Origin of the sequence: Aureispira sp. CCB-QB1 (assembly GCF_000724545.1) — a bacterium.
Classification (GTDB): Bacteria; Bacteroidota; Bacteroidia; order Chitinophagales; family Saprospiraceae; genus Aureispira.
The window spans coordinates 80,431-105,551 of sequence record NZ_JHBV01000031.1 but is presented as its reverse complement, the minus strand read 5'-3'; the positions used below and the strand labels follow the sequence as shown (position 1 = coordinate 105,551).

The 25,121-nt window shown below is 36.2% G+C and carries 21 protein-coding genes; 8 read left to right on the top strand and 13 right to left on the bottom strand.

From position 1 onward, the window contains the following. Nucleotides 1-26 precede the first annotated feature (26 nt). Complete coding sequence (locus tag CG11_RS16430) at nt 27-356, top strand: iron-sulfur cluster assembly accessory protein (protein ID WP_052597892.1); 330 nt, start codon at nt 27-29, stop codon at nt 354-356. A 177-nt stretch (nt 357-533) separates the two neighbouring features. Here the strand turns inward: CG11_RS16430 and CG11_RS16425 are convergent, their stop codons facing one another. The 6 genes from CG11_RS16425 to alaS form a co-directional block, all read right to left on the bottom strand. Further along, a complete protein-coding gene (locus CG11_RS16425; protein ID WP_052597891.1) occupies nt 534-731 on the bottom strand; it encodes a cold-shock protein in 198 nt (65 codons plus the stop codon). A gap of 272 nt (nt 732-1,003) precedes the next feature. Further along, nucleotides 1,004-2,821 (bottom strand): gliding motility-associated ABC transporter substrate-binding protein GldG, encoded by a 1,818-nt coding sequence (gene gldG / locus CG11_RS16420; RefSeq protein ID WP_052597890.1) that lies wholly within the window; start codon nt 2,819-2,821, stop codon nt 1,004-1,006. A gap of 115 nt (nt 2,822-2,936) precedes the next feature. Further along, on the bottom strand, nt 2,937-3,668 hold the full coding sequence (gene gldF / locus CG11_RS16415) for a gliding motility-associated ABC transporter permease subunit GldF (protein WP_052597889.1): 732 nt from the start codon (nt 3,666-3,668) through the stop codon (nt 2,937-2,939). Between the two features lie 369 nt (nt 3,669-4,037). After that, complete coding sequence (locus CG11_RS16410) at nt 4,038-4,709, bottom strand: hypothetical protein (RefSeq protein ID WP_052597888.1); 672 nt, start codon at nt 4,707-4,709, stop codon at nt 4,038-4,040. Between the two features lie 204 nt (nt 4,710-4,913). Continuing rightward, entirely contained in the window at nt 4,914-5,447 is a 534-nt protein-coding gene (locus tag CG11_RS16405) for a hypothetical protein (RefSeq protein WP_156039803.1), read from the bottom strand. 351 nt (nt 5,448-5,798) lie between these two features. Then, on the bottom strand, nt 5,799-8,441 hold the full coding sequence (alaS, locus tag CG11_RS16400; RefSeq protein WP_197043869.1) for an alanine--tRNA ligase: 2,643 nt from the start codon (nt 8,439-8,441) through the stop codon (nt 5,799-5,801). Nucleotides 8,442-8,964: 523 nt separating this feature from the next. Here alaS and CG11_RS16395 point away from each other — a divergent pair. Next, entirely contained in the window at nt 8,965-9,933 is a 969-nt protein-coding gene (locus tag CG11_RS16395) for a M23 family metallopeptidase (protein WP_052597886.1), read from the top strand. 250 nt (nt 9,934-10,183) lie between these two features. Continuing rightward, on the top strand, nt 10,184-10,480 hold the full coding sequence (locus CG11_RS16390; RefSeq protein ID WP_052597885.1) for a MerR family transcriptional regulator: 297 nt from the start codon (nt 10,184-10,186) through the stop codon (nt 10,478-10,480). A 107-nt stretch (nt 10,481-10,587) separates the two neighbouring features. Here the strand turns inward: CG11_RS16390 and CG11_RS16385 are convergent, their stop codons facing one another. The 3 genes from CG11_RS16385 to CG11_RS16375 are packed head-to-tail and all read right to left on the bottom strand — an operon-like array spanning nt 10,588 to nt 16,104. After that, entirely contained in the window at nt 10,588-11,880 is a 1,293-nt protein-coding gene (locus CG11_RS16385; protein WP_052597884.1) for an amidohydrolase family protein, read from the bottom strand. A 10-nt stretch (nt 11,881-11,890) separates the two neighbouring features. Next, nucleotides 11,891-13,030, bottom strand: a complete 1,140-nt coding sequence (locus CG11_RS16380) for a PHB depolymerase family esterase (RefSeq protein WP_052597883.1) — start codon at nt 13,028-13,030, stop codon at nt 11,891-11,893. 35 nt (nt 13,031-13,065) lie between these two features. Then, nucleotides 13,066-16,104, bottom strand: coding sequence for an amidohydrolase family protein (locus CG11_RS16375; RefSeq protein ID WP_052597882.1), 3,039 nt, complete (start codon nt 16,102-16,104; stop codon nt 13,066-13,068). A 195-nt stretch (nt 16,105-16,299) separates the two neighbouring features. Between CG11_RS16375 and CG11_RS16370 the strand changes: the two genes are divergently transcribed. The 3 genes from CG11_RS16370 to CG11_RS16360 all read left to right on the top strand — a co-directional run bounded on the left by CG11_RS16370 (nt 16,300) and on the right by CG11_RS16360 (nt 19,155). Then, nucleotides 16,300-17,115 carry an alpha/beta fold hydrolase gene (locus CG11_RS16370; protein ID WP_052597881.1) on the top strand — a complete coding sequence of 272 codons (816 nt, stop codon included), beginning with the start codon at nt 16,300-16,302 and terminating at the stop codon, nt 17,113-17,115. An 81-nt stretch (nt 17,116-17,196) separates the two neighbouring features. Beyond that, nucleotides 17,197-18,009, top strand: a complete 813-nt coding sequence (locus CG11_RS16365) for a hypothetical protein (protein ID WP_052597880.1) — start codon at nt 17,197-17,199, stop codon at nt 18,007-18,009. An 84-nt stretch (nt 18,010-18,093) separates the two neighbouring features. Further along, nucleotides 18,094-19,155 (top strand): FAD:protein FMN transferase, encoded by a 1,062-nt coding sequence (locus tag CG11_RS16360; RefSeq protein ID WP_052597879.1) that lies wholly within the window; start codon nt 18,094-18,096, stop codon nt 19,153-19,155. A 131-nt stretch (nt 19,156-19,286) separates the two neighbouring features. Here the strand turns inward: CG11_RS16360 and CG11_RS16355 are convergent, their stop codons facing one another. From CG11_RS16355 to pyk, 3 genes are all read right to left on the bottom strand, one after another. Continuing rightward, on the bottom strand, nt 19,287-19,703 hold the full coding sequence (locus tag CG11_RS16355; RefSeq protein WP_052597878.1) for a hypothetical protein: 417 nt from the start codon (nt 19,701-19,703) through the stop codon (nt 19,287-19,289). A 12-nt stretch (nt 19,704-19,715) separates the two neighbouring features. Next, complete coding sequence (locus CG11_RS16350; RefSeq protein ID WP_052597877.1) at nt 19,716-20,651, bottom strand: N-acetylmuramoyl-L-alanine amidase; 936 nt, start codon at nt 20,649-20,651, stop codon at nt 19,716-19,718. A gap of 114 nt (nt 20,652-20,765) precedes the next feature. Beyond that, nucleotides 20,766-22,199 carry a pyruvate kinase gene (gene pyk, locus CG11_RS16345; RefSeq protein ID WP_052597876.1) on the bottom strand — a complete coding sequence of 478 codons (1,434 nt, stop codon included), beginning with the start codon at nt 22,197-22,199 and terminating at the stop codon, nt 20,766-20,768. Between the two features lie 465 nt (nt 22,200-22,664). On the opposite strand from pyk, the gene CG11_RS16340 reads away from it, so the two are divergent. Together CG11_RS16340 and CG11_RS16335 are read left to right on the top strand one after the other, a co-directional pair. Then, complete coding sequence (locus CG11_RS16340) at nt 22,665-23,687, top strand: NAD-dependent epimerase/dehydratase family protein (RefSeq protein ID WP_052597875.1); 1,023 nt, start codon at nt 22,665-22,667, stop codon at nt 23,685-23,687. Between the two features lie 118 nt (nt 23,688-23,805). Next, nucleotides 23,806-24,303, top strand: coding sequence for a GbsR/MarR family transcriptional regulator (locus tag CG11_RS16335; protein WP_052597874.1), 498 nt, complete (start codon nt 23,806-23,808; stop codon nt 24,301-24,303). Between the two features lie 19 nt (nt 24,304-24,322). On the opposite strand, the gene recO is transcribed toward CG11_RS16335, so the two are convergent. Next, a complete protein-coding gene (recO, locus tag CG11_RS16330; protein ID WP_052597873.1) occupies nt 24,323-25,051 on the bottom strand; it encodes a DNA repair protein RecO in 729 nt (242 codons plus the stop codon). Between the last annotated feature and the right edge of the window lie 70 nt (nt 25,052-25,121).

The following is a 25,121-nucleotide window of genomic DNA, read 5'->3' as shown; positions in this document are numbered from 1 at the left end:
TTTGAAAATACTTTCAATTCTTTATTATGATATTTGTAACTGATAGTGCTAAAGAACAAATCAACCATATTCGTTCAAAGAATGAAAACTTGGACGACAACTACTTTATTAGAGTTAGTGTAACGAGTGGTGGTTGTTCGGGCTTATCTTATAATATGGATTTTGATAACGAATCACAAGCAGAAGATCAAGTATTTGAGGACAATGGTGTCAAGATTGTCACCGACTTAAAAAGCTTTTTATACTTGTTTGATTCTACACTAGAGTTTTCTGGAGGTTTGGATGGTAAAGGGTTTCATTTTACCAACCCGAATGCTTCTAGAACCTGTGGTTGTGGCGAAAGTTTTGCGGTGTAGAGTAAATATAAAAGAGACAATTACACCAATACCACTCTTGTGGTCGTTCATGATACTACTAAGCTTCTCAATTTTTGAGGAGCTTTTTTTGATTGGCATAAAAAAATTCAATAAAAAACGCCTTGCACAAAATAGTACAAGGCGTGTTCTTTATTTCTATTCAGTAGAAAAACTGGATTAAACCAATTTCACTCCTACTGCATTCACTCCTTTTCTTCCCTCTTCAAGATTGTAAGAAACACGATCATCTTTAGCGATTTCATCTACCAAACCTTTGGCATGTACGAAGTAATCTGTGTTGTCATTATCATCTTTGATAAAGCCGTAGCCTTTTTCTTCGTTAAAGAACTTTACTGTTCCTGTATTGGTACCCATAATAAAAAATTTTGTGTGCAAAATGGCACTTAAATACAACGTTTAATTGGAGTTAACTCTTGTGGGTTGAACATCTAGAAAACATTGATAGAAAAATAAAAATTCGGCATCCAAACAAGTGGATACTCTACAAAGGAAAGAAATCTATTTCTAAATTTCTATTTTTTAATAGACATTTATTACTTAATAAGCTAAAAAACAACCTTTAGTTAACACTATAGAAAAGAATGTTAGGGATATTTTATGGTTCAATATCTGTTTTTTAGACGTAATTATTCTTCTTCTTTCTTTTGAATTCCAAAACGTTTTCTTCTTACATAGGTGTACAATCGCCCAAAAATAATCAAAACTAATAAAGGCAGAACAAGGTTTATCATTGGCCATTTAGGTAATGTTATTAGTTGTATTTTTTTAATACTAATTGCCATTTTTTCATCAAAAGCTCGTTCTTGATCCAAAGGACGCAGTTTAATCTGTTTATTCCTTGATGCTATAATTCCCTTATTATCAATCATGTACTCCATGCAATTCATCAAGAAATCTTGATTACCATAATGATAGCCATCAAACGGGTTTATTCCTAAAGGTAATGGAGTTGGTTTTCTTTTGTTGGCTGGATCCAAAGCATTTTTAGCAATATCTCCATCTGCAATAACAATCATTTTGGCTGGTTTACCCTGCTCTTTAAATGGTTGTCCCAATTTTTTTAACCCAGCTAACATTTCAGGAGAAACCCTATTTTTGTAATAAGAAGTAAACGAACCTTCTAGTAATACCGCAATATCTTGATTTCCTTTGGTGAACGCATCTTTTGTGATGCCTTTGTCCATGATATCAATACTTACTCGAACAGGAGGATACTGCACTTTGCTATATTGAGAACTTCTCAACAAAGGCGTTTTTTTAATATAATTACTCGTTTTTATGGTATCTATACTAGCAGGATAACGGGTATCTACAAAGTCTAAATTCTGGACAATAGGATGTTGGATCGTATGACTTCCCGTTTCTTGAGCATCTAACGGTGTTGCATACGGATATGCTTTAGGATGGTAGAACCATTTTCTTGATTCGATTTGTGGTCTTTCTGGTGTTGGACTAACATTAACAGGGATAACACTACACTCCCAATCAGACACCAAGTTAGGGTTAATTCGTACACCATAATTGAATAAGAAATTATTAATGTCCAATTTATGTTCATTGGGCATAAATACGCCTGCCCTCTTCAAACTATCTGCCTCCATATTCAAAGGATCTACCAACCAAATTACATTTCCTCCATTCATCATATATTGGTCGATCATAAACAAATGCTGTGGAGGGAACGGACGGATTGGTTTTGGAATAATAACAACATGTATATTGGTATCAATATACGTCACATCATCCAGATTAAGCCGAGCTATATCATAGTATTTAAACATAGCAGCCTCCAAAGACTCCGTCCAAGGGCGTTGCAATTCGCCATGACCAGTCATCAAAACCATTCGAGGACGGTTTCTCATTTTCAGCTTTTGAATGGCATTCGCAAATTTATACTCTAACAAATTGATAGAGGGGTTAATAGCTTCCATTCTTGTGTAATCCTTGTTGTACCCCCCTGTGGTTTCTAACAATGGAATCACAGTTTTCTGTTGTTTATAACGAATGACCGCATAAGGAAACGCCAACATTGCTTTTCGGACATTTCCACCTCTTGTCGAATTGGTTAGATTAATGGGATAAATGCCATCTTTAGACAAAGCTTCTCCATTAGCAATATTTTCTTCTTCGGTACCACTCATTGGGTCAACCCAACGAACTTGAATAGAAGAATTATGGCCTCTCAATTTGCTCAACAAATCCGATGTTGCATTTTGTAAACGTTTGAAAGAAGAAGGGAAATCACCTTCTAATAAAACTTCTATAGTTAGTACTTCCTCCAACTCTTCTACCAATTCATAGGTGGCAGGATTGAGGGTAAATCGTTTGTCTTCTGTTAAATCAATATCTGAGTAATAAAAACTAGAAATAACATTAACAAATATCAGAATCCCCAAAACCAAAGCTAGGCTTACCAATGATTGTATAAAGCGTGAATTTTGCATATTAATTTTATATCTTTTTTAGTTTGTAGTCGTCAGCTAAATGTTTTAGAATAAATAATTTTAGCCAACTATCGAACGGGCTGTGTTGTCAGTTAATTGAATGCCTTTTAGAGGCTTACCATTTTCGTTTCTCTATCGCAAATTTTGTAAAAGATAAAAAAGCGACAATCATACTAATAAAATAAACCACATCTCTAGAATCAATTACCCCTCTACTCACAGAAGCATAGTGATAATTAATCCCTAACCCTTCCACCAAAGCATCACTGGTTCCGTAAAATAGTGGCAATCTTGCCAAACTAGCAAAAGCATCATAGAAAAAGCCACATAAAAATAAGCCCAGCATAAAAGCAATAATCTGGTTGCTGGTCAGAGCAGAACAAAAAATGCCAATAGATACAAAAACAGCTCCCAAACCAAACAAACCAAAGTACGATCCCCAAGTTGCTCCTATGTCCAAATTCCCTTTGGGCATTCCCAGTTGATACACAGAATAATAATAAACAAACGTTGGTAAAATAGAAAGTAAAACGAGAAATACACATGCCAAATATTTTCCTAGTATAATTTCCCAATCACTAATAGGCTTTGTTGCTAACAGTTCCATTGTTCCTGTTTGTGTTTCCTCTGCAAATGTTCGCATGGTAATTGCTGGAATCAAAAAAAGAAAGACATAAGGTGCCATTCTAAAAAAAGATCCTAAATCTGAAAATCCATAATTGATAATACTATAATCAGGAAAAACCCATAAAAATAACCCTGTTGCTAGTAAGAAAACGCCAATAGCAATGTAACCAATTAATGAACTCAGAAATAAATTAACTTCTTTCTTAAAAATGCTAATCATAATGTTTTTATTCTACTAATGATAATTCCTTATAGGATTTACTTCACTTCTATTGTTAACAATCGTTTTTACTGTTCATTACCCTTTTTTAATAATGGCATTCATCTACAAAAGGGTAAGTCACAAACAAGGTTTTGCCTTTCTACCTTATTTTATTGTCAAAGAGACAAAAATACAGTTTTGAGAGAAACTTAGGTATACTATAATAGAATAAGTTTACCGATTGTCGATAAACTTATTTTATGGAGGTAAAATACAGAAATGTCTAGGGAATTTAAAAGCTAAAACGCAAGATTTGGGGTTTCATGTATAACTTGCTAAAAAATACTACTCAAAAAAGCATACTTTAACCTAGTCTTAAGGATTTTTTTAGGACTCTTCATAGATTGGGTGACGATCGTTGTAGATTTTGATGGTCTTAAACAACTTTTCTTGCACTTCGTCCTCTGTCATATCCTTGAGGGTTTTCATCAAACGTTCATCATCTTGAATCCATGCTTTAAAATTATCTGCGGTATAATCTTTTATTTCTCCTGTTTCAAAAAGCATTATTTTCTTTACTAATACACGTTCTCTATTGACAATTTTTCGCCCCCCTACACGGTTTCCAGAATAAGGGTTGTAAATCAACATTTCCACCTCTTTGTCCTCTATAGAAGGATAATACAAATAACAAATGCGTCCTAGTATATGATAGCTCACAAAATAAATAGCTCCGTCCTTGCCCTTGGGATTGACTTTCATATAAGGTTTGCCTTTGATGCACAAGCCCCAAATATTGTCTAAGGATTTAATTTCTGATGTTGATAATTGTGCTACAGATTCTTCAGATAAAAACAGCAAGTTCTTTTCTCCATCTAATTGATAATCAAAAGAGGGAATCCTATAAAGAGGAAAACTAGGTTTGTTGTTCTTAAAATCTAGATGACTGGTGTATACGCCATCTTCAAAATCATATCCCTTCTTTATTTTTTGTTGCGCCTGAGCAGGCAGCCAAAAGGTCATACAACTACACCATAGAATCCATACAATTGCCTTCATGCTCTTTTATTTTTATAATGGTTTAAGAACTATCACCAAGTCATCCTTCTACAATGCACTCAATGTAATCTTAATCTGCCATTTGGTCTTTTACTAATAAACTTCAAAAAATTTTGTACAAAGATAAACGTTAAAATAATAGACAGAGTTAATAATGACCACTTGATTTTTTATTTTTTAATAAAAAATCCCCCCTTATTCCTGTTACCGCTTGGGAGGATTAAGACTCACTAAGATAACAAACGCTTTTTCGGAACTATCGCCTATTCGTATAACACCACTCTTGTATGCAAAACTAGAATCAAATTCAATACCGAAAAATGCACTGTTGTCTACAGCAAACAATCGATCTCCTACATACCAACGGGTCGAACTACTGGGAATATAGGTCGTTATGTAAGGGTTTAACGTTGTTTTTTCGAATGAAATTGGCTGTGAATTTCCCCTTGTTGCCGTCGCAAATAATACCAAAGCTATATTTTGGCTATACAAGTTTTTACTCAACTCCGAGGAGTTGGGGTTGATATAGGAAAAACGTTGAGCATTACTCAAATTCAAAAATTTATTACCAAAAAAATCTAGCCCTAATTTTGGGGTAGCAAAGCCTAATACCTGTTCGTCTCCTATTTCTACGACCTCACTCAATGCATACCCATTCTGCCCATACAAAGCTGCTGAATAATTACGCACACACAAAACCATTATCAGAAACAAACTAATTGAGCAAACGTTCTTCATTGATGGAAATTTTAAACAATAGGACAACTTTTTTTAGATTGGGGAACGATCTAAGAAATGGTTATACATTGCAGATTTAGGACTTAAAAACATACGATTCAACACACTATCTTCAATTCTCTGTTAAACCATGCAGTAGCAGCGCAGCTAACTATTGTAGTATTTCTAATGTGCAAAAAACTAATAGGCTGTTCTATTAAGATACGTCAAAAAAACACTGATTGTCAATATTTTTAATAAAAAAATTATCAAAAAGTTGTAGAAAAACAATAAAAAAGCGTGCCTTCAACAGGAAAGCACGCTTGTATTATTATTCTTTATATTGATTGTAAAAAATTACAATTCGTTGCCCTATTTTACTTGAGCTGCATCTTCTATTAATTGTTTTGCCAATGCAATTGCTTTTTCTAAACCATCAGGATTTTTTCCTCCTGCGGTAGCAAAAACAGGTTGTCCACCACCACCGCCTTGGATTTCTTTAGAGACAGCTTTGATAATATTTCCCGCGCTTAAGCCATAGTTATCAACCACTTGTTTATCCATTGCAACAGTCAACAAAGCCTTGCCTTTGTTGGTTCCTCCCAAAACTAAAACTAAATTTTCAAACTCCTGACTCAAACTATTATTCAATTGCTTGATACCGTCTTTGGAAGTAATATTGCTAGTAGTTCCCAAGAAGTGCAAATCACCAATTTTAACCACCGACTGTTTCAACTGATCTTTTGCCAATTGCGCTTCTAAAACTGCCATTTTATCCAACTCTTTGTTCAACTTCTTGTTAGCATCCAACAAATCTTGCAACGCCTTCGTCAAGTCTTTAGGATTTTTTAAGGTAGCACGAACAGCAGCTAATTGTTGCAACTCGTCTTGCACATATCCCATCGCTTCTGCTCCTGTTAAAGCTTCAATACGACGTATTCCTGAAGCAATAGAAGTCTCTGCAACAATCTTAAATAGACCGATTTCTCCAGTAGCCTTTACATGGCAACCGCCACAAAGTTCTTTCGAAAAGTCCTCTCCAAAAGTAATAATACGAACTGCATCGCCATATTTTTCTCCAAACAACATCATCGCTCCTGATTCACGCGCTTCATCAATAGGCACGTTTTGTTGCTCTCTCAATGGGATGTTTGCTCTAATTTTAGCATTTACAATTTCCTCCACTTCTCGAATTTGTTCCTCCGTCATTTTGCTACTGTGCGAAAAGTCAAAACGCATCTTATCAGATGAAACAAAAGAGCCCTTCTGTTGAACATGTGTTCCCAATACTTGGCGCAAAGCAGCATGCGCCAAATGGGCAACAGAGTGATTTTTCTCTGTCAACTGACGCTTCGTGCGGTTGATTTCAGCAACTACATTTTGCTCTATGTTTTGAGGTAGTTTTTTGACCCAATGTACAATTAAATTGTTTTCTTTTTTGGTATCAATTACAGGAATTTTTTCTTCTCCAAACCACAACAATCCAGTGTCGCCAACTTGCCCACCGGCTTCAGCATAAAAAGGCGTTTTGTTCAATACGATTTGATATTGTTCTTTCCCTTTTGCAACAACTTTTCGGTATTTAACCACCTTAGCTTCTGCCTTGTGCTCAGTATATCCAACAAACTCGACATTAGGATTATCTAAAATTTCTTCCCAATCGCTCACATCTTTTTGAGCATCTTTTTGAGAACGTTTTCGCTGTTCTGCCAAAGCAGCTTCAAAACCTTTTTCATCAACCGTCCAACCTTTTTCTTCTGCCAACAAACAGGTCAAATCAAAAGGAAAACCAAAAGTGTCAAACAAGACAAAAGCATCTTGTCCACTCACCTCTTTGTTCTTAACTTCTAAGTCTGCAAATAGTTTCAGACCACGCTCCAAAGTTCTTAAGAACGCAGCTTCCTCCCCTTTGATCGTATCCATTAACATTTTTTGCTGCGCTTTTACCTCTGGAAAAACTTCGGCAAAAGATTCGGATAATGTTGGGATTAATTGATAAATAAATGGCTTTTGAATGTTCAAAAAGCTATAATAATAGCGCACTGCTCGGCGCAATACACGGCGGACCACATAACCTGCTCCTGTATTATCAGGACGTTGTCCATCTGCAATCACCAAAGCAACTGCACGTACATGATCAGCAATCACACGCATCGCAATATCCGTGTAAGCATTTTTATCATAAGAATTAGTATACTTAATTTCCGACTCTTTTTCGATCAACTGAATCAAAGGACTAAAAGCATCAGTATCGTAATTAGATGTTTTTCCTTGTAGAGCCATACAAAGACGCTCCAAGCCCATCCCTGTGTCAATGCATTTGTTAGCTAACGGCACCAAAGAACCATCTGCCATACGATTAAATTGCATGAAAACTAAGTTCCAAATCTCAATAACCAGTGGATGATCTTCATTGACCAAACTTTTGCCATCTACCTTCGCTCGGTCTTCGTCCGAGCGAATATCAATGTGAATCTCAGAACAAGGACCACAAGGACCTTGCGCTCCCATTTCCCAGAAGTTATCTTTTTTACCAGCACGAATAATTCTATCCTTGGACACCCATTTTTGCCACAACTCAAATGCCTCTTCGTCAGCTTCTACACCATCTTCTTTATCTCCCTCAAAAATAGTTACATACAAGCGATCCTTATCCATCTTGTAGACTTCGGTCAACAACTCCCAAGCCCAAGCAATGGCTTCTTCCTTAAAATAATCACCAAATGACCAGTTGCCCAACATTTCAAACATGGTTTGATGATAGCTATCGCGCCCTACATCTTCCAAATCATTGTGCTTGCCAGATACTCTCAAACATTTTTGAGTATCTGCAATACGGGCCGCCGAAGGAGTTTCGTTTCCAAGGAAATAATCTTTGAACTGTGCCATCCCTGAGTTCATAAACATCAAGGTAGGATCGTTCTGATTTACAATTGGAGCAGAAGGGACAATCTTGTGTTCTTTGCTCTCAAAAAAGTCCAAAAACTTTTGGCGAATTTCTTTTACCGTCATCATGTTTTTAAAATGTTAGAAATAAGATATTAAATAGGAAGTTCCTTCTTAAAATGCGTTTGATTTTATAATTGTCAGACAAACAAAGATGTGTTTCTTTGAGTTATATCCCAAAAGATATTTTAAAGTAGTTCCCATCATAATTTTGAATCGCACAAATATAATAGTACTGGCTCTAAATAACTATATTCATTATCAAATAATTTCATTTTGCTCTATTTATTATCGTAAAGTTTTTTTTAACTCTATTTTAACTCGTAAAATATATGTTCAAAGCTGCTTCTTTTGCCAAATTTAAAATTGATTTTACCACATAGAATTATTTTTTATTTCCCCAAAACACTATTATATCGAAAACAAGCCCCACTATTTTTCTTTTTTCAAAACATATACAAAGTGGTCAAAACAAAACAAATTGTCCAAAAATTTGGAAAGCTCCCCAATTTGTATGTAAATTCGCCCTGTGATTTCTACAAAATGTTCTCGAAATTACAATTATTAGTCCTTTTAATAACTTAATATCCTCATGGGAAAAGAAAAGTATATCTATAATAAGCATACCTTACGCTACGAAAAAGCCAACGTGCCGTTTAAGCATCAATTGCTACGAATATTAGGGGTTACAGGTTGTATCGCAGGTTACACAGCGCTTATTTTCGCTTTATCGCCCAACACAAGTACTTCTAGCCAAGCTAAGGAATTGGCAGATATGAAACAGAAGTATGAAGCGATGAACTACCAAATAGATATGATGAGTAGTGCTTTAGAAAACATTCATGATAGAGACGATGCAATTTATCGTCAAGTACTTGAAATGGAGCCGACCGATAAAGGTATTTGGAATGGAGGACGTGGAGGAAGCGACAAATATGCTGACTTGCGTAACCTTTCTGACAGCGAACTGTTGATTACAACTAGCAAAAAGTTAGAAAAATTAAGACACCGTTTGGCTGTATCTGCTCAATCTCAAGACGAAATCATTCAACAAGCACAGGACAAAGAAAAGATGCTTGCATCAATTCCTTCTATTCGTCCAATTCGAAATTTAAAGAAAAAAATACAACACCTTTCTGGTTTTGGATATCGTACACATCCTGTTTTCAAAACACGTAAAATGCACACTGGTATTGATTTTGGTGCTCGCAAAGGTACACCTATCTATGCTACTGGTGATGGTAAAGTTGTCCGTGTAGAATACAAAAAGACTGGATACGGTAGAAATGTTGTTATCGACCATGGCTATGGTTATCAAACACTTTATGGGCATATGTCTAAAGTTCAATGCAAAGTTGGACAAAAAGTGAAAAGAGGTGAAATTATTGGTTTGGTAGGTAGTACAGGTACTTCTACTTCTCCACACGTTCACTATGAAGTTGTTCACAAAGGCAAAAAAATTAATCCACTTCCTTTCTGTTTAGATGGTTTGAGTCCTAAAGAGTACAAGGAATTTGTAACAAGTGCAACGGCTGAAAACCAAGCTATGTCTATTGATTAAGTCAGGAATAAAGGTTTTAATATAGAATATAGGTACAACCTTCTAAGCTTTGGCTTGGAAGGTTTTTTTTATAATAAGTAAGAGGTCAGAAAAAATAAGAACAAAAAATGGGATTATTTTTTGCTAATCAAAGAAGAAAAAGGAAGGCTGTTTTAGCTGCGCTGCTACTGCGTGGTACTTGTTATTTTTTTTGAACGATTACTTAGATGCTAAAAACAAATTATTTTTAAGTAAGCAGAAATATATAGCTATGTCAACACTACATCAATTGGCAATTGGTTTGAGTGTTAGTGAAAAAACACTCCAATCTTGGAATAAAAGCTTTAAATTAAGTCCTTCACTCAATGCAGAAGGGCAATTGGTTTATAATTCAGAACAAAAAGAATTGTTGTTGCAAATACATCATTTGATAAAAGAAAGAGGATTCACTATTTCTGGCGCTAAAAAAGAGCTAAAAAAACGCCCTCTCCACGAAAAGAAAAAAGAAACTATCCAAAGCCTGCAAAACATTCGAGGATTCTTAGAAGAACTAAAGAATTCTATATAAAACCGTTTTTTTCAACCGTTTTATTATAGTAGTTTGGTGGTTGCCTCAAAAAAAAGCCTCAAAGCGAATCTATCACTCTGAGGCTTTTATCTTCTAAAAAGAAGGGCTTACTCTTCTTTTTTAAGATCGTATTTTTCCATATACTTATTGTACAAATCCTTTTGTTTATTGCCTAAATCTACTGCATTTCCTGCCATAAAAGCAGCTGTTATAACAGAAGTACGCATATCAAGTGCATCGCCTTCTGAAACTATAAATGTAGCATCTTTTCCCGTTTCTAAACTTCCTACACGATCTGCAATTCCTAAGATTTCAGCTGTATTCAAAGTTAATGCGCTTAGTGCAGCTTCTTGGTCCAAACCATGCCCAATAGCTTGTCCAGCTTGAAACATAAGATTGCGAACATTCCAACTCCCTTGTCTATTGAGAGAAAAGGCAAATTTAACGCCTTTTGCTTGCAATACTGCTGGTGTCTTAAAAGGTTGATCTATATCCGAATCATCTCTACGAGGTAATTGTTGTACATCATCCAAAATAACAGGCACATTTTTCTCCTTTAAGAAATCAACAATCTTCCAAGCTTCTATTCCTCCTTGAATCACCAAATCGACTCCATAAGGTTGCAAAAGGTTAATTGCATCCATCATAGACTTCGCATCATCAGCATGTACAATTAATTTTTTCTTCTTTTGAAACAAAGCCTTCATTGTTTCAAACTTCAAATTCTTTTGCTCCACACTAGTTTTTTGTGCATAAGCTTGTGCTGCATCAAAATAAACACGGGTAGCTGTCATACCATTGTTGTAATCCTTGTTCATTTCTGTTCGTCCTCTTTGCGCCCACCATCCTGTGTAACGAACTCGATTCGGCCAACGCAAATGCACGCAATTATCAAAAGCAAGGGTAGCATCTTCCCAGTTATCTCCCTGTGTGTAGACAATAGAAGACTGCCCAGAAATACGCCCTCCTTCTGGTACAATTTGTGCCAATAAGACCCCATTGGAACGAACCGTTGGCACTACTTTAGAATCGGTATTATAAGCGATAATAGAACGAATATTAGGATTAAAATTACCCACTTCACGATAATCTATCGTTGAGCGAACAGCTTGGATTTCTTCCAAGCCTAAACGAGTGTTAGGAGCAATAAACCCTGGATAAACGTGCTGCCCGTTTCCATCTATTGTGCGATCATATTTACTACTTGGCTTGGCATCCATCGTTTCTACCAAATCAATTTTTCCGTTTGTTACACCAATTTGTCCATTCTCAATTACTTTTCCATTGCCAATATGAATGGTTACATTAGTATATAAAAATGATGTTGAGGTATTTTTTTGAGCCACAACATTTAGTGTCGCAATGCCCCATATTATAAGTAGACTAAAGATAAGTTTCATTTTGTCTGTTTTATGCTTTTATAAATTTCAAGGTTTGCACCTTATTATTAGTCTTGTAAACTGCTAAATAAGCTCCTGAAGGTAAGTGCATCGTTGGAATCGTTCCTGTTTTATCCCCTGCAAATACTTGGCTTTTCAACGGGTTACCTAAAATATTGTAAATTGTTATTGTATACGGTTCTGTTGTGGTTGTACTCCAACTCAATTCATTTTCAACAGGATTTGAACTTGTTATTTGAAACCAATTAGCAGGCTCCTCTTTCACACTCTGCACCGAAGTAATCAAACGATACGGGCTAAAAAATTGCCAGATTTCTACACTTGCATCAAAATCCATGTTGGTATTTCCACTAACAATTACCCCTGAACCTGGCCAACTATGCCCTCCGTTATTGACTCGAATTAAGTGTACAGGATAATTTGATCCTGTTTCATAACGCCTCTTATCTGCTGTTGAGCCATCAAATAAATTTGTATTTGGAAAAGCCGTTGACGAAACAGCCGTTGTGAGACCATTGTGTGTTCGCCAGTGTTCTACTAGGGTATTTACACCAATTAATGCTCCATTCCCGTTATAAGGCACCACCGCATCTGACGTTCCATGAATGTGCAAAACTGGAATTTTATTGGCAGGCGTACAGGCTGCATATTGCGTTGCACTCATTGTCCCTGCGACTCCTGCTATTGCCGCAATTCGATGATTTAGCTCACAAGCCAATGTATTGCTCATTATAGCGCCATTTGACAGCCCTGTAGAATACACTCGCTGCAAATCAACCGTATAATTAGCTGCTATTGTATCAATCAAAGCATCAATAAACCCTATATCATCAACCCCTGTCCCATAACCAGCATTCCAATATGGTTGAGAAGAATTATCTAAGGTTCCTTCGGGATAAGCGACTATAAAACCTGCTGTATCTGCAATGGCATTCATTTTTGTCAAATTTGCTTGCGCATTACCATTAGAAGTATAACCGTGCAAATTAAAAACAATAGGATGCGCATTTGCCGTTGTATAATTGGCTGGAATATAAAGCGTATAACTCCGAGTCAAACCATCATGTACAAAACTTCCCGATACATTTTGTCCAAAAACATTCGACAAGCCAATACATAAAAAACTGATAAAAAGACTATAGTAGTTCATCTGATTTTGTTTTTGTTAAAAATTCGGTGGTACTCCTATTCCGTTCCATTTACATCCACATTAAAATCTATAAACTTATTACAATCTGCATCTCCACAGTGATAATGCTGTTTAGGAATAAAAATAGCTGGTTGTGTTGGCACTCCTTTTTCTTTGGCATTCAACATTTTCTGAATCAATCGGTTGCGTTCTAATTTTATCGCTAATCGCTTTTCTTCATCCTTCTGCTTATCGAATAGACAAACACCATCTACAAACGTCTTTTCTGCTTTAGCATAAACAGACAAAGGGTTGTGCGACCAAAGAACAACATCTGCCGATTTACCGACCTTAATAGAACCTACTTTATCATCTAGATGCAATAATTTTGCAGGATTGTGCGTCACCATATTCCACGCAGCTGTCTCAGACATTCCACCATATTTTACGCCTTTAGCAGCTTCTTGATTCAAGCGGCGTCCCATTTCTGCATCATCAGAATTAATTGCAACCACAATTCCCATATCATCTAAAATCTTAGCATTGTAAGGGATTGCATCAATTACCTCATATTTGTAAGCCCACCAATCCGAAAACGTAGAAGCTCCTGCTCCATGTGCTTTCATTTTGTCTGCAATTTTGTACCCTTCTAAGATATGTGTAAACGTATTTAAAGTAAATTTGTGCTTTTCTGCGATGCGCATCAACATTGTAATTTCACTTTGTACATAAGAATGACAGGAAATAAAACGCTTGCTGTTGATAATTTCTAAAATTGCATCTAGCTCCAAATCTTTGCGAACGGTTTTACCAGCAGCAATCGCTGCTCCATATTCTGCCGCTCTAGTAAAATGATCTTCATATACTTGTTCGACTCCCATACGAGTTTGGGGGAAACGTACTCTTGCATGAGGTCCCCAATTCGATTGCTTAACATTTTCTCCCAAAGCAAATTTGATAAACCCATCTGCTCCTTTGTATTTGATTGCCTCTGGTAAACTCCCCCAACGGAACTTAATAATTGCCGATTGTCCACCAATTGGATTAGCAGAACCATGCAATAATTGGGCACCTGTTACGCCGCCAGCTAACTGACGATACATATTAACATCTTCCGAATTAATTACATCTCCAATACGTACTTCGGCAGAACTGGCTTGCGTTCCTTCGTTAACACCATAACTAATACAAATGTGTGAATGCTCATCAATAATCCCTGCTGTCAAATGCTTTCCTGTTCCATCAATTACTTTTGCTCCTGTTATAGATAGTTTTTTACCAATTCTGGCAATTTTTCCATCTTCTATTAAGACATCAGTTGCTTCTAAATTTCCTTTTTTCTCCCCTGTCCAAACCGTAACATTTTTAATTAGAACTGTTTCTTTTTTAGGCAAATTAGCTTTGGTGTATCCATAAGGAGACCAAGGATACAGCACCTCTCCTAATTCATCTAAATTGACTAGTTCTGGTAATTTGGAGGAATCAGACGGCGCAGATCCTGTTCGAGTCGCTGTCCATGAAATCCATGTTCCATCAAACTTTGTCGCTTGTCCTGCCCATTTATTTAATTCTGCTTTACCAGAAAGACGATAAATTTTTAAACTTTTCTTTGTTGTATCTTTCTCTGGAACAAAAGCAAATGAAATAGTATTGTTGATTAGGTTGTGTTTAATTTTATGTTGTTTGCTCGTATCCTTTGTATTCGTCCAGTACAGTTCAGGAGCTGCCTCGGTTCCTTTTACTTCTAATTGAAAGGTTTTATTATCAATGGATAATTGATATTTTCCTCGAATATCAACAGCGTTTAAATCTTTTACTATATATGGCTTGCCCTTTACCCAGTTGTGATATAAGACTACTTTCTCATTCAATACATTATCAGAAGTAATGATAAAATTTGCCAATTTGCCTTGTTCCAGTGTGCCAACCCATTGATCTGCTCTGATTAACTTAGCTGGTGTTGTTGTCAAAGCTTTTAATAGGTCTTTTTCTGATAAACCATGCTGATAAGCCTTGCGAACTTGTTTCCAAAAATCCTTTTTATCTTTATTCAGTCTAGATGTTATGGCAAAAGGGATTTCTGCCGCTGCCAATCGCGCAGGGTTCGTGGGTGCCAATTCCCAATATTTCATTTGCGTTAGACTTACCTCTTCTGCATCGTAAGGATCACTCACATCATAAGCCTTTGGAAAATGCATTGGAATAACAAGCGCTCCATTTGTTTTTTTGATGGCATCCAAACGCAAAAACTCATCGCCACCACCTCTAAAAATATATTGCACTCCAAATTCATCGCCCAATTTATCAGCACGCAATAAATCCAACCGATTGCCCAATTCAAAAAACTGAGGTACATCTTGAATTTTGTTCCAATATTCTAGAGAAATATTATAGGATTCGTTGCTTTCTCGCTCTGCGTACCATTTTCCATCGTAATATGTTTGTCGTAACAAGGCAACAGCCCCCATTCTAGAACTTGGATAATTTTGCTTAGAAGTTCCTTTCGAAAAAGAATAATGAGCACTAGCTTTTCCTTTAAGAATCATATCGTGTTCATTTTCTTCTCCTAACAAGACCAAGGCAGAAGTGCCTCGTGCCATGCCATCCATCTGATGAGTTAACACTGTCCCAAAGCCTAATTTGCGTAGGGTTTCAGCAGCTTTTTTATCAACCGAAAACAAAGCGGTTGCATCTTGTTCTGGTTTCAATGCCTCGTTCCAACTATAAGCTCCTTCTTTGTTAGAAAGCATTTGAGGGGCACTAGATTTCGATTTTGTCCCAACAGGTTTTGGCATACCGTAATTGCTAGATAACTCAATAAAAGAAGGATAAATAAACTTTCCTCTCAAATCAATTGTTACGGCATCAACAGGAATTGTTAGGTTGGTGCCTACACCAACTATTTTTCCCTTTTTGATCAATAATGTCGCCTTTTCTAGTTTCTTTTCTGGTGTCACGTAAATAGTTGCATTGGTAAAGGCATAATGCCCTTCTTGCTCATCATAAACCCCATTCCTAGGAAAAGTTATTTGTGCTATGGTTATAACAGACCAAAAGCATAAGAAAAGTACGGCTGCTATTTTTTGCAATCCCATGTCTTATTAATTTAATTTTTTGTCAGTTTTTCGCAAAAGCAATAATATTGTCGTTTTTTGTGCTAAACAAGTACAGAATTATTCCTAGCGAATAATTAGTATCATCATTCAATTTGCAGGATAAAAAACAGCAGTTTGATTTCTGATAACATCAACTTGTGATAATACTAAAAAAAATCAACCAACAATATATATATGCATATTTTTTATAACAACTCAAAAGTTGCTTACCAAAAAGTAGGACAAGGACAAACACTTGTTTTGCTTCATGGCTTTTGCGAAGATAGTACGATGTGGGCAGACTTTGTGCCTCTTTTGTCAAAAAAATACACCATTTTGACGATTGATTTATCTGGCTTTGGCAACTCTGATCTTTTGAAGGATACAAGTATTGATGGAATGGCTGATGCCGTGCTGGCTGTTTTAAGTGCAGAGAAAACAAACTCATGCGTCTTAATTGGGCATTCTATGGGAGGATATGTTGGTTTATCCATTGCTCAAAAGGCTCCCCAAATATTAATCGGATTGGGACTCTTTCATTCTCACCCCTATAAAGATTCTCCTTCTAAAACAGAAAATAGGCTCAAAACAATTGGTTTTATAGAACGGCATGGTATTGCTCCTTTTGCGGGACATTTTGTCCGCAACCTATTTCCTCCCAAGTTTGTTGACAATAACAAGCTATTTATAGAGGAATTAATTCACAAAACCAGTATGCACCATTCGGATGCCGTTATTGCCGCTTCTCATGCCATGATTGATCGTTCTGACCGAACTGATGTCTTAACCAATCTAGCCTGCCCTACGTTATTTATAGTAGGAACACTGGATAATGCCATTGCGACTGAACATAGTTTAAATCAATTGAGTTTGCCTTCCATAGCTAGTGTTCATATTTTAGAAAACATTGGTCATATGGGGATGTTTGAAGCGCCTATGGAAACGCTAGAAATCATTGTAGATTTTATTGATTTTTGTAATTTATTTACCCTTGAACCATCAAAATCGTAAAACAATAGCAATCTACACACAGCATTCTCAAAGTAATTAGTGGGTTACTAAAACCCCAAGAAGTACTATAAAATAATATTTATGAAAATTTTTCTGTGTCTCTTATTTTTCGTTGCAATCAGCATTTCTGCTTGTACCAAAAAAGTAGATGGATGTATGCACCCGAGAGCTGTTAATTTTAATCCCGAAGCCGATGAGGATAAAAATGATGCTTGCCAGTATTACCAGTTAATTTTGCAAATGCAACATTTTGCCAGTTCGCTTCCTAATGATACTCTAAAATTTGGCAACTGGCTCTATGATGCCAACAACGAGCCTTTTTATTTAAGCACCATGAACCTTTTGGCGGGGGAAGTACACTTGGTCAAATCGGGTACCAACGAGGAAATAAAATCTCCTGAAACAGCTCCCTTTTTTAATGCCAATAGTACCCCCATTTATGTGGAAGATAATTTTTTTATCAGCACCTTAGAAGAATATGCTTATAACATTGCTGGATGGACAGAGTTAGGAGATTTTGACCGCATTCGTTTTAAGTTGGGCATTCCTGATGCCATTCGAGCAACCAATCCATCGTTGGTTAGTGAAGCCAATCACCCTTTGTCGACTACAGCTATCAGATATATGTATGATTCTACGTCTATGAATTATCTAACAGCTAAGATAGTGGTCGAACAACCCAACACCAATACAAAATTAAGCTTTGACTTTTTTGATTATATTCCAATAGAATTGCCGTATGCGGTAACAGCACAAGATGGTGCTAATATCCCCATTCGTCTACGTTTGGATTACTTAGCTTTATTTAATGGCATTTCGTTTAGCAATGATAGCCCAACAATCATAAAAGATAAGATTTCTCAAAACTTTACTACTGCCTTTTCTACCTATTAAGTAAGAGGTCAGAAAAATAATCCCATTTTTTGTTATTTTTTTGAACGATTACTTAGTCTTAACATTTTAATCAACACATTCACCATGCGTTTACTTTTCATATTTCTTCTATCTAGTTTATTAGGAGCCTGTCTTTCCACTAATCCAACCTCAGAGCAAGAATCAAAATTAAAGAAAGAACAATTTGTTGGTGAAACAATGGGTACTACCTTATCTATTGCCTATTTAGATAGTACAGGAATGGACTTTTCTCAACAACTTAGTGACTTGTTGATTGATATTAACAATGCTGTTTCAACTTATATTAAGACCTCTGAAATTTCTATTCTCAACCATGAAAAAGATTCCTTATACGTTGCTCAAGATGGGCATTTTGCTCGAAATTATGCCCTAGCTCAGCAAATATACCAACAATCTGATGGGTGGTTCAACCCTACTGTTATGCCTTTGGTCAATTATTGGGGGTTTGGATACAAGGAAAAAAAGATGGTGGCGCAAACCGATTCTTCTACCATTAAAAACTTGTTGAGTTTGGTGCAGTTTGACTCTATAAAAGTGCAAAAGGCTGCGACTAATCAATTGTTATTCACCAAAAATATAGACGGTTTAGAATTAGACTTTAGTGCAATAGCCAAAGGCGATGCTGTTGATCAAGTGGGTTTATTATTAGAGAGCTTAGGAATTGATAATTATTTTGTTGAAATAGGTGGTGAAGTTCGTGCTAGAGGAACTACTATTAGTGGTTTTCCTTGGCGTACAGGCATTCGTAGCCCAAGAGAAAATAGCTCCACCAAAGAATTACAAGTTGCTGTTCAACTAGACGATCTATCGCTGGCTACTTCTGGTAACTATGAGAATTATTATGAAGACAAAAATACAGGTATGAAATATGCTCATACCATCAACCCCAAAACGGGATATCCTGAAAAAAATCAATTGCTCAGTGCTTCTGTTTTTGCTAGCAATTGCGCCACAGCAGATGCTTTTGCAACAGCATTTATGGTTATGGGCTTAGAAAAAGCATTTGAGTTGGCAAATGAGCTGCCTGAATTAGAGGCTTACTTTATTTACAGCGATACCAATGGCAATTTACAAGTAAAATACACCTCCAAGGTTGAAGACTTTATGCAATTGGGAAAAAAGTAACCCTATCAATCAACAAGTTCTTCTAGTTTTTCATTGATAAAAACCTATTTAGATGCTATGTTCAAGTCACAAAAGCCTGAAGATAGCATCTAAACGTACTCTAATATTTTCTTGGTTTTAATTGAGGTTGCCTATTCAGCAAAATGGCGCTGGTACAAATCTATACGCATCGCTGCAATGTGTTTGGTATAAAGCTCTATCGCCTCCTTGATATGATCAACCGTTAAATTATCGGTATGTGGAAAGTCCATTATTTGCATTAAAAAATCTTGGAACAAGGCATATTTACTCAATCCATGAAAATGTGCCTGCATCAATTCTTCCAAACAAGCCCCTCTGTTTTCTTTTGGAAGTTCAAACAAAACAAAGTATAAAATCAAACTTGGAAAGTCAGGATTGACACTATTGTCTGCCACTATTTGCACTTCTACTTCTTGGTAAACAATTTTCCAGTTTCCAGGTCTTAATTGTTGGCTACTAGTTGGCTTTAACGCCTCAATTGCTAGCTCTATAGTAGTATGAAGCAGCTCTATTTTAGAGGTAATCATCTGCGTAATTTATCAAGGATTAATAATTTTATTCAATTCCTTTTTCACCCATTTTGCTGTTTTTAGACTAGCCGCTACTCGTTTCTTTCTATTTTCTGGTTTGATAATAAAATTGGCATCTGTTTTAGACGTATGGAAGCCCCATTCTTCTAAGATAGCCCCAAACCAATTGAATTCTTGCAAATCTGTTTCTCTCAAAATTTGAAAATTCACTTCAAAATCAACATCTCCATCTCCTCTAGTCTGTGCTCGATACTTCCAATTACTTTTTCCTATAGCAGCCTGAACATTTTCAAAATGTTGGGTTGCAATTTTATCAGAAAAGTTATTACCTCTCGTATTGAAAATCATAAACCCACGCGTCGCATCCAACTTAGCAGGCGTATTGCTACTAGAGATAGCGTTTGAATGAAAAGAATGCAGATAACCGTAATAACCTCTACGCAGCCAACTACGAACAATTTCTGTTCGTTGAGACAAAGAAGTGTCTTTGTAAGGATGATAGGTGCGTACACACATAATTCCTGCATCGGTACAAGCCTCTATAAATGATTCTGCAATCAAACGATTTTCATACCCTTCGTAGTAATGCCCTCGTTCGTGCATTTTTTCGCCCTTATGATACGCTCGTTTACCTGGCGTAACGTATTTTCCATTTTCATCAATACCTCCATGCCCTGCATCTACAAATACGACAAAGCGCCGTTTGCCAAAATGCAACAAATCAGAATTTTTATTGAACATAGCTCTGTAAACGACATCCAATTTTGCATTGGTTTTGGGACCAGCATGCCCATCTACCACCAAATCATATAAAGATTGAAACAAACGAACAGCAGCTTCGGTAGAGGGACCATAATCTCCATCAATAGAAAGGCTTCTGTTCAGCACCTTTCTCAATTTATATTGAAGTATTCTAACTTCAGGTCCTTTGTCTCCTCTTTTCATAGTAAAATGGTTTTTAAATTGTTTGTATTTTTACTTAAAATCTGCGATGAAGGCTTCAAAAAATGGAACATCATATTCCAAACACCCCGCTACAAAGTCATCATAACACCTCAACTACTCAATAACAGAAACTTTTAGCATATTGGTTTTCTTTCGTTCATGAAGTGGCATTGAGCCTGTATTGATAACAACATCTCCCGTTTTGAGGTGCCCACTTTCTACCAAGAGATTTTGAACATCTTTTATCGTGTCGTCTGTACTTGTGTATTTATCATAATAGAAACAGCGAATGCCCCATACCAAACTCAAGGTGTTCAACATATTTTCATCCGATGAAAAGATAAAAATACTCTGTTTAGGTCGATAACTGGAAACCATAAATGCCGTATAGCCCGATTTGGTCATACCAATAATACATTTAGCATCTACTTGACGAGCAATTCGACAAGAGTTATAACAAATAGCGTCCGACAAGAAAGAATCTGATTTTTCAGAAGGCGTCAAGTGTTTGTAATAAATACTATCCATTTTTTCCGCCTCTGCAATAATATCATTCATTGCCTCTACAACCTTTACGGGGTGAATACCCATTGCTGTTTCGCCACTCAACATCACCACATCCGCACCATCAATGACAGCATTGGCAACATCTATAATTTCGGCACGGGTAGGTGTTGGATTTTTGATCATTGAATCCATCATCTGAGTAGCGACAATAACTGGTTTTGCCTTTTTGATGCATTTTTCAACAATCATTTTTTGTAGCATAGGCAATCGCTGCATGGGCACCTCTACACCTAAATCGCCCCGAGCTACCATTACCCCATCCGTGGCATCAATAATATCATCAATGTTATCAATTGCCTCAGGTTTTTCTATTTTAGCAATAATTTTCACCCTTGATTTTCTGTCTTGAATGCGCTTACGCAAATCGTGAATATCCTTAGGAGAACGAACAAAAGACAAGGCAATCCAGTTAAAATCATGGTCTAAGATAAAATCCAAATCTCTCAAATCCTTTTCAGTTAATGAAGGTAGACTAACATTGGTTTGAGGTAAATTCACACCTTTTCTAGAAGATAAAAATTCGCCATATAGAACTTCTAGTTTTACCTCATTGACGCCATTCGTTTCCTTTACCAATAACTGCACATTACCATCATCCACCAATACCTTTTCACCAACTTTTACATCCTGAGCAAATTGCTCGTAACTCATATAAATTTTTTCACTATTGCCAATACAAGGTTCGTTAACAAAAGTCAAAATATCACCTTTTTTTAAGGGCATTTTACCATTTTCTATTTCCCCTACTCGAAGTTTTGGACCTTGCAAGTCGGCTAGGATAGAGATGTTCGTTTTGTATTTTTTATTGATGTATTGAATGTATTCAAACACTTTTAAATGACCTTCATGTGTTCCATGAGAAAAATTCAAGCGAAAAGCATCTACTCCTGCTTGTACCAATCCCAACAAAGTACTGTAGTTGTTAGAAGAAGGTCCTACGGTTGCCAAAACTTTGGTCTTTTGAAAATTACGGATTTCCATATTAAGTGATTATTTTTTTAGTAGTTTTAAGTTTGGGTTCTTGGTCAAATGATGTGCTGTTGCTAAGCAAAATAATTGGATATACAAAGACAAGACATGTCTATTGTATACAAATGTTTTTAGTTGTGTTCTTTAAAGCTTTTTCAAAATACCGCACCTTTGTCAGGAAACGAAATGTTTTCAAAACAAGGAACATATTTTAAAGGAGCTTTGTTTTATATTAAATGCACGATTCATTAACGTTTTTATTATAAAACAACAGTCATAAAATAAGAATTCTTTGAAGAAAGCCATTAGCTTTTCTCATTATTTTTTTATTGTGAGAACAATTGTTTAATATTAACCTCTTAGATGAACCACACAACAACTGAATTCAAAGAGTAATGAACTCCTAAAAAATCAAGCTGAGTTAATTTCTTACTATTGACATATAATAGACTATTGGGTACAGGAACATATAGAACAATGACAAACAAACACGTATTAGTTACAGGAGGAACAGGTTTTTTGGGTGCTTATCTTCTACACTACTTAGTACAAAAAGGTTATCAAGTTAAAGCGATCAAACGAAAAACAAGTTCGATGGATTTAGTTAAAGATATCCAAAATCAAATTGAATGGCTAGAAGGAGATATCTTAGATACACCTTTTTTGGAGAGCGCTATGACGGGGGTTCAACAGGTTTATCATGCTGCAGCGGTTGTTTCTTTTAATCCACAAGAAGCAGCTTTTATGCTTAAGGTCAATGTTGAAGGAACCGCTAATATGGTTAATACAGCGATCTACAAAGGCATCGAAAAATTTGTACACATTAGTTCTATTGCTGCTTTGGGGAGAAAAGAATTTCAACCGCATATCAATGAAGAGGCACAGTGGGAAAATTCTAAGGAAAATTCAAATTATGCCATTAGCAAGTTCAAAGCAGAGTGTGAGGTCTGGCGAGGAATGCAAGAGGGGCTTAATATCGCCATACTTAATCCTTCTGTCATTATTGGCGCAGGGCATTGGGATCAAGGTTCCTGTAAGCTAATTCAACGAGTAGCCAAAGGGTTCAAATACTATCCCAAAGGTCGTACGGGTTTTGTTGATGTTCGAGATGTGGCCAAAGCTGCTATTATGCTTATGGAAAGTACGGTTTCAGGGCAACGTTATATTGTCAATAGTGCTAACTGGTCGTACCAAAAGTTTTTTAGTCAAACGGCACAAGCCCTCGACCAACCTGCTCCCAATCAAGCTGCGGCACCATGGATGGTAAACTTGCTTTGGCGCGCTGAATGGTTGCGTTCCAAACTATTTCGTACCCAGCCACTATTAACTAGGGAAACTGCTCGCACCTCTCAATCTACTTACTATTATCATAATGAAAAGATTGTAGAAGATTTTGGATATGATTTTATTCCAATGGAAGAAACGATCCAAACAACAGCTAAGGTTTTTCTTGATTCTCAAAAAAAAGGTCAAAATTATGGTTTAATGCCACTTTCTTAAGTACATTTCCATTATAGAGTATTTAATGTGCTCTAGATTTACTTGGCGATTGATGAACTTCTACTTATTATACTTTCAAAAAATTTTGAAAATTAATTTTTTGATGTATATTTAAGGCATGGAATTAGACGAAGCAAAACAACGATTTATACAAGCATGGGGCACTTTAGGCTCTAATTGGGGGATTAACCGCACTATGGCTCAGGTGCATGCGCTTTTATTGATATCTGCCGAACCTCTTTGCGCAGATGACATTATGGACAAGCTTAAAATTTCTAGAGGAAATGCTAATATGAATATCCGTGCGTTGATTGATTGGGGACTTGTGTTTAAAGAATTAAAGCCTGGTGAACGTAGGGAGTACTTTATTGGTGAAAAAGATATGTGGAATGTTGTTCGTCAGATTATCACACATCGCAAAAAGAAAGAATTGGAACCTGTCCTAAAAGTTTTAGACGATGTGAGTGATATTGAAGGCAATAGTGCTGACAAAGAAGCGTTTCTAAATGTTATCAAAGATATACAACTGTTTGCATCCAAAGCGGATAAAACACTTGATAAATTGGTTAGTTCTGATGCCAATTGGTTGATGAAAACATTTATGAAAATGATGTAAAATACATTGTTCTGCTGTTCTAAGAAAATACTGTTTTTAGAACCAAAATGGAATTTAATTCTCCAAAATTTTCGATGTGGTACTGATAATAACGCAACATATCACTCAAAAAATCTCGTCGATCTTGATTGCTTAACTCTAATTGAGCACTTGCCTCAAAGTCTAATTCTAAAAATGCTGCTAACAAATGGGTGTTTTGAGGTGAGAAGTAATAATGATGCCCAGCTGGGATTTCTGGTAAAATCCGCCCCTCTGAATAATCAAACACACAATCTTCTGTCAGTGAATTAACAACTGAAAACAAGCCTAAATAAGTCGATAGCTTTACTAAGAACCACACTGGAAAGTTGACAATTTTTGCCTCGGTTTGATCTAGTGTCTGATAACAATTGAACAAAAACTGAAATAACAATGGATTCGATTCTGGTTCTCTCAACGTTTTCTGTGCCACTTCAGCCATAAATAACCCAATAGCACCTCTAGCAACATCAAAAGGTAACTGTTGATAAATATAACTTGGTTTGATTTCTTTGATTCGATTAATGTCTTTTTCTTCGTGGTGATATACGATCATTTCTACCAATGACATTGGCTGTACTAAGGCAGGGCTTATTTTGGAGTTTTTCTTGCGTACACCATTGATAATATAAGTTCTCAACCCTAATTCTGCGGTATAGGCATCGCAAATAACACTCGTTTCGGAGTATTTCACAGCTTTAACAATAAGTCCTTCTACTTTTTTTAGCATTTTAACTTGGAAGTAATTTTTTTAGTAATGAAGTTGTTTAAAATTAGTAGTTAGCTACGCTGCTACTTCG

Bases quoted from the DNA above. Each gene is read 5' to 3' on its own strand.
- CG11_RS16430 (WP_052597892.1), top strand. From the start codon at position 27: ATGATATTTGTAACTGATAGTGCTAAAGAACAAATCAACCATATTCGT.
- CG11_RS16425 (WP_052597891.1), bottom strand. From the start codon at position 731: ATGGGTACCAATACAGGAACAGTAAAGTTCTTTAACGAAGAAAAAGGC.
- gldG (WP_052597890.1), bottom strand. From the start codon at position 2,821: ATGCAAAATTCACGCTTTATACAATCATTGGTAAGCCTAGCTTTGGTT.
- gldF (WP_052597889.1), bottom strand. From the start codon at position 3,668: ATGATTAGCATTTTTAAGAAAGAAGTTAATTTATTTCTGAGTTCATTA.
- CG11_RS16410 (WP_052597888.1), bottom strand. From the start codon at position 4,709: ATGAAGGCAATTGTATGGATTCTATGGTGTAGTTGTATGACCTTTTGG.
- CG11_RS16405 (WP_156039803.1), bottom strand. From the start codon at position 5,447: ATGAAGAACGTTTGCTCAATTAGTTTGTTTCTGATAATGGTTTTGTGT.
- alaS (WP_197043869.1), bottom strand. From the start codon at position 8,441: ATGATGACGGTAAAAGAAATTCGCCAAAAGTTTTTGGACTTTTTTGAG.
- CG11_RS16395 (WP_052597886.1), top strand. From the start codon at position 8,965: ATGGGAAAAGAAAAGTATATCTATAATAAGCATACCTTACGCTACGAA.
- CG11_RS16390 (WP_052597885.1), top strand. From the start codon at position 10,184: ATGTCAACACTACATCAATTGGCAATTGGTTTGAGTGTTAGTGAAAAA.
- CG11_RS16385 (WP_052597884.1), bottom strand. From the start codon at position 11,880: ATGAAACTTATCTTTAGTCTACTTATAATATGGGGCATTGCGACACTA.
- CG11_RS16380 (WP_052597883.1), bottom strand. From the start codon at position 13,030: ATGAACTACTATAGTCTTTTTATCAGTTTTTTATGTATTGGCTTGTCG.
- CG11_RS16375 (WP_052597882.1), bottom strand. From the start codon at position 16,104: ATGGGATTGCAAAAAATAGCAGCCGTACTTTTCTTATGCTTTTGGTCT.
- CG11_RS16370 (WP_052597881.1), top strand. From the start codon at position 16,300: ATGCATATTTTTTATAACAACTCAAAAGTTGCTTACCAAAAAGTAGGA.
- CG11_RS16365 (WP_052597880.1), top strand. From the start codon at position 17,197: ATGAAAATTTTTCTGTGTCTCTTATTTTTCGTTGCAATCAGCATTTCT.
- CG11_RS16360 (WP_052597879.1), top strand. From the start codon at position 18,094: ATGCGTTTACTTTTCATATTTCTTCTATCTAGTTTATTAGGAGCCTGT.
- CG11_RS16355 (WP_052597878.1), bottom strand. From the start codon at position 19,703: ATGATTACCTCTAAAATAGAGCTGCTTCATACTACTATAGAGCTAGCA.
- CG11_RS16350 (WP_052597877.1), bottom strand. From the start codon at position 20,651: ATGAAAAGAGGAGACAAAGGACCTGAAGTTAGAATACTTCAATATAAA.
- pyk (WP_052597876.1), bottom strand. From the start codon at position 22,199: ATGGAAATCCGTAATTTTCAAAAGACCAAAGTTTTGGCAACCGTAGGA.
- CG11_RS16340 (WP_052597875.1), top strand. From the start codon at position 22,665: ATGACAAACAAACACGTATTAGTTACAGGAGGAACAGGTTTTTTGGGT.
- CG11_RS16335 (WP_052597874.1), top strand. From the start codon at position 23,806: ATGGAATTAGACGAAGCAAAACAACGATTTATACAAGCATGGGGCACT.
- recO (WP_052597873.1), bottom strand. From the start codon at position 25,051: ATGCTAAAAAAAGTAGAAGGACTTATTGTTAAAGCTGTGAAATACTCC.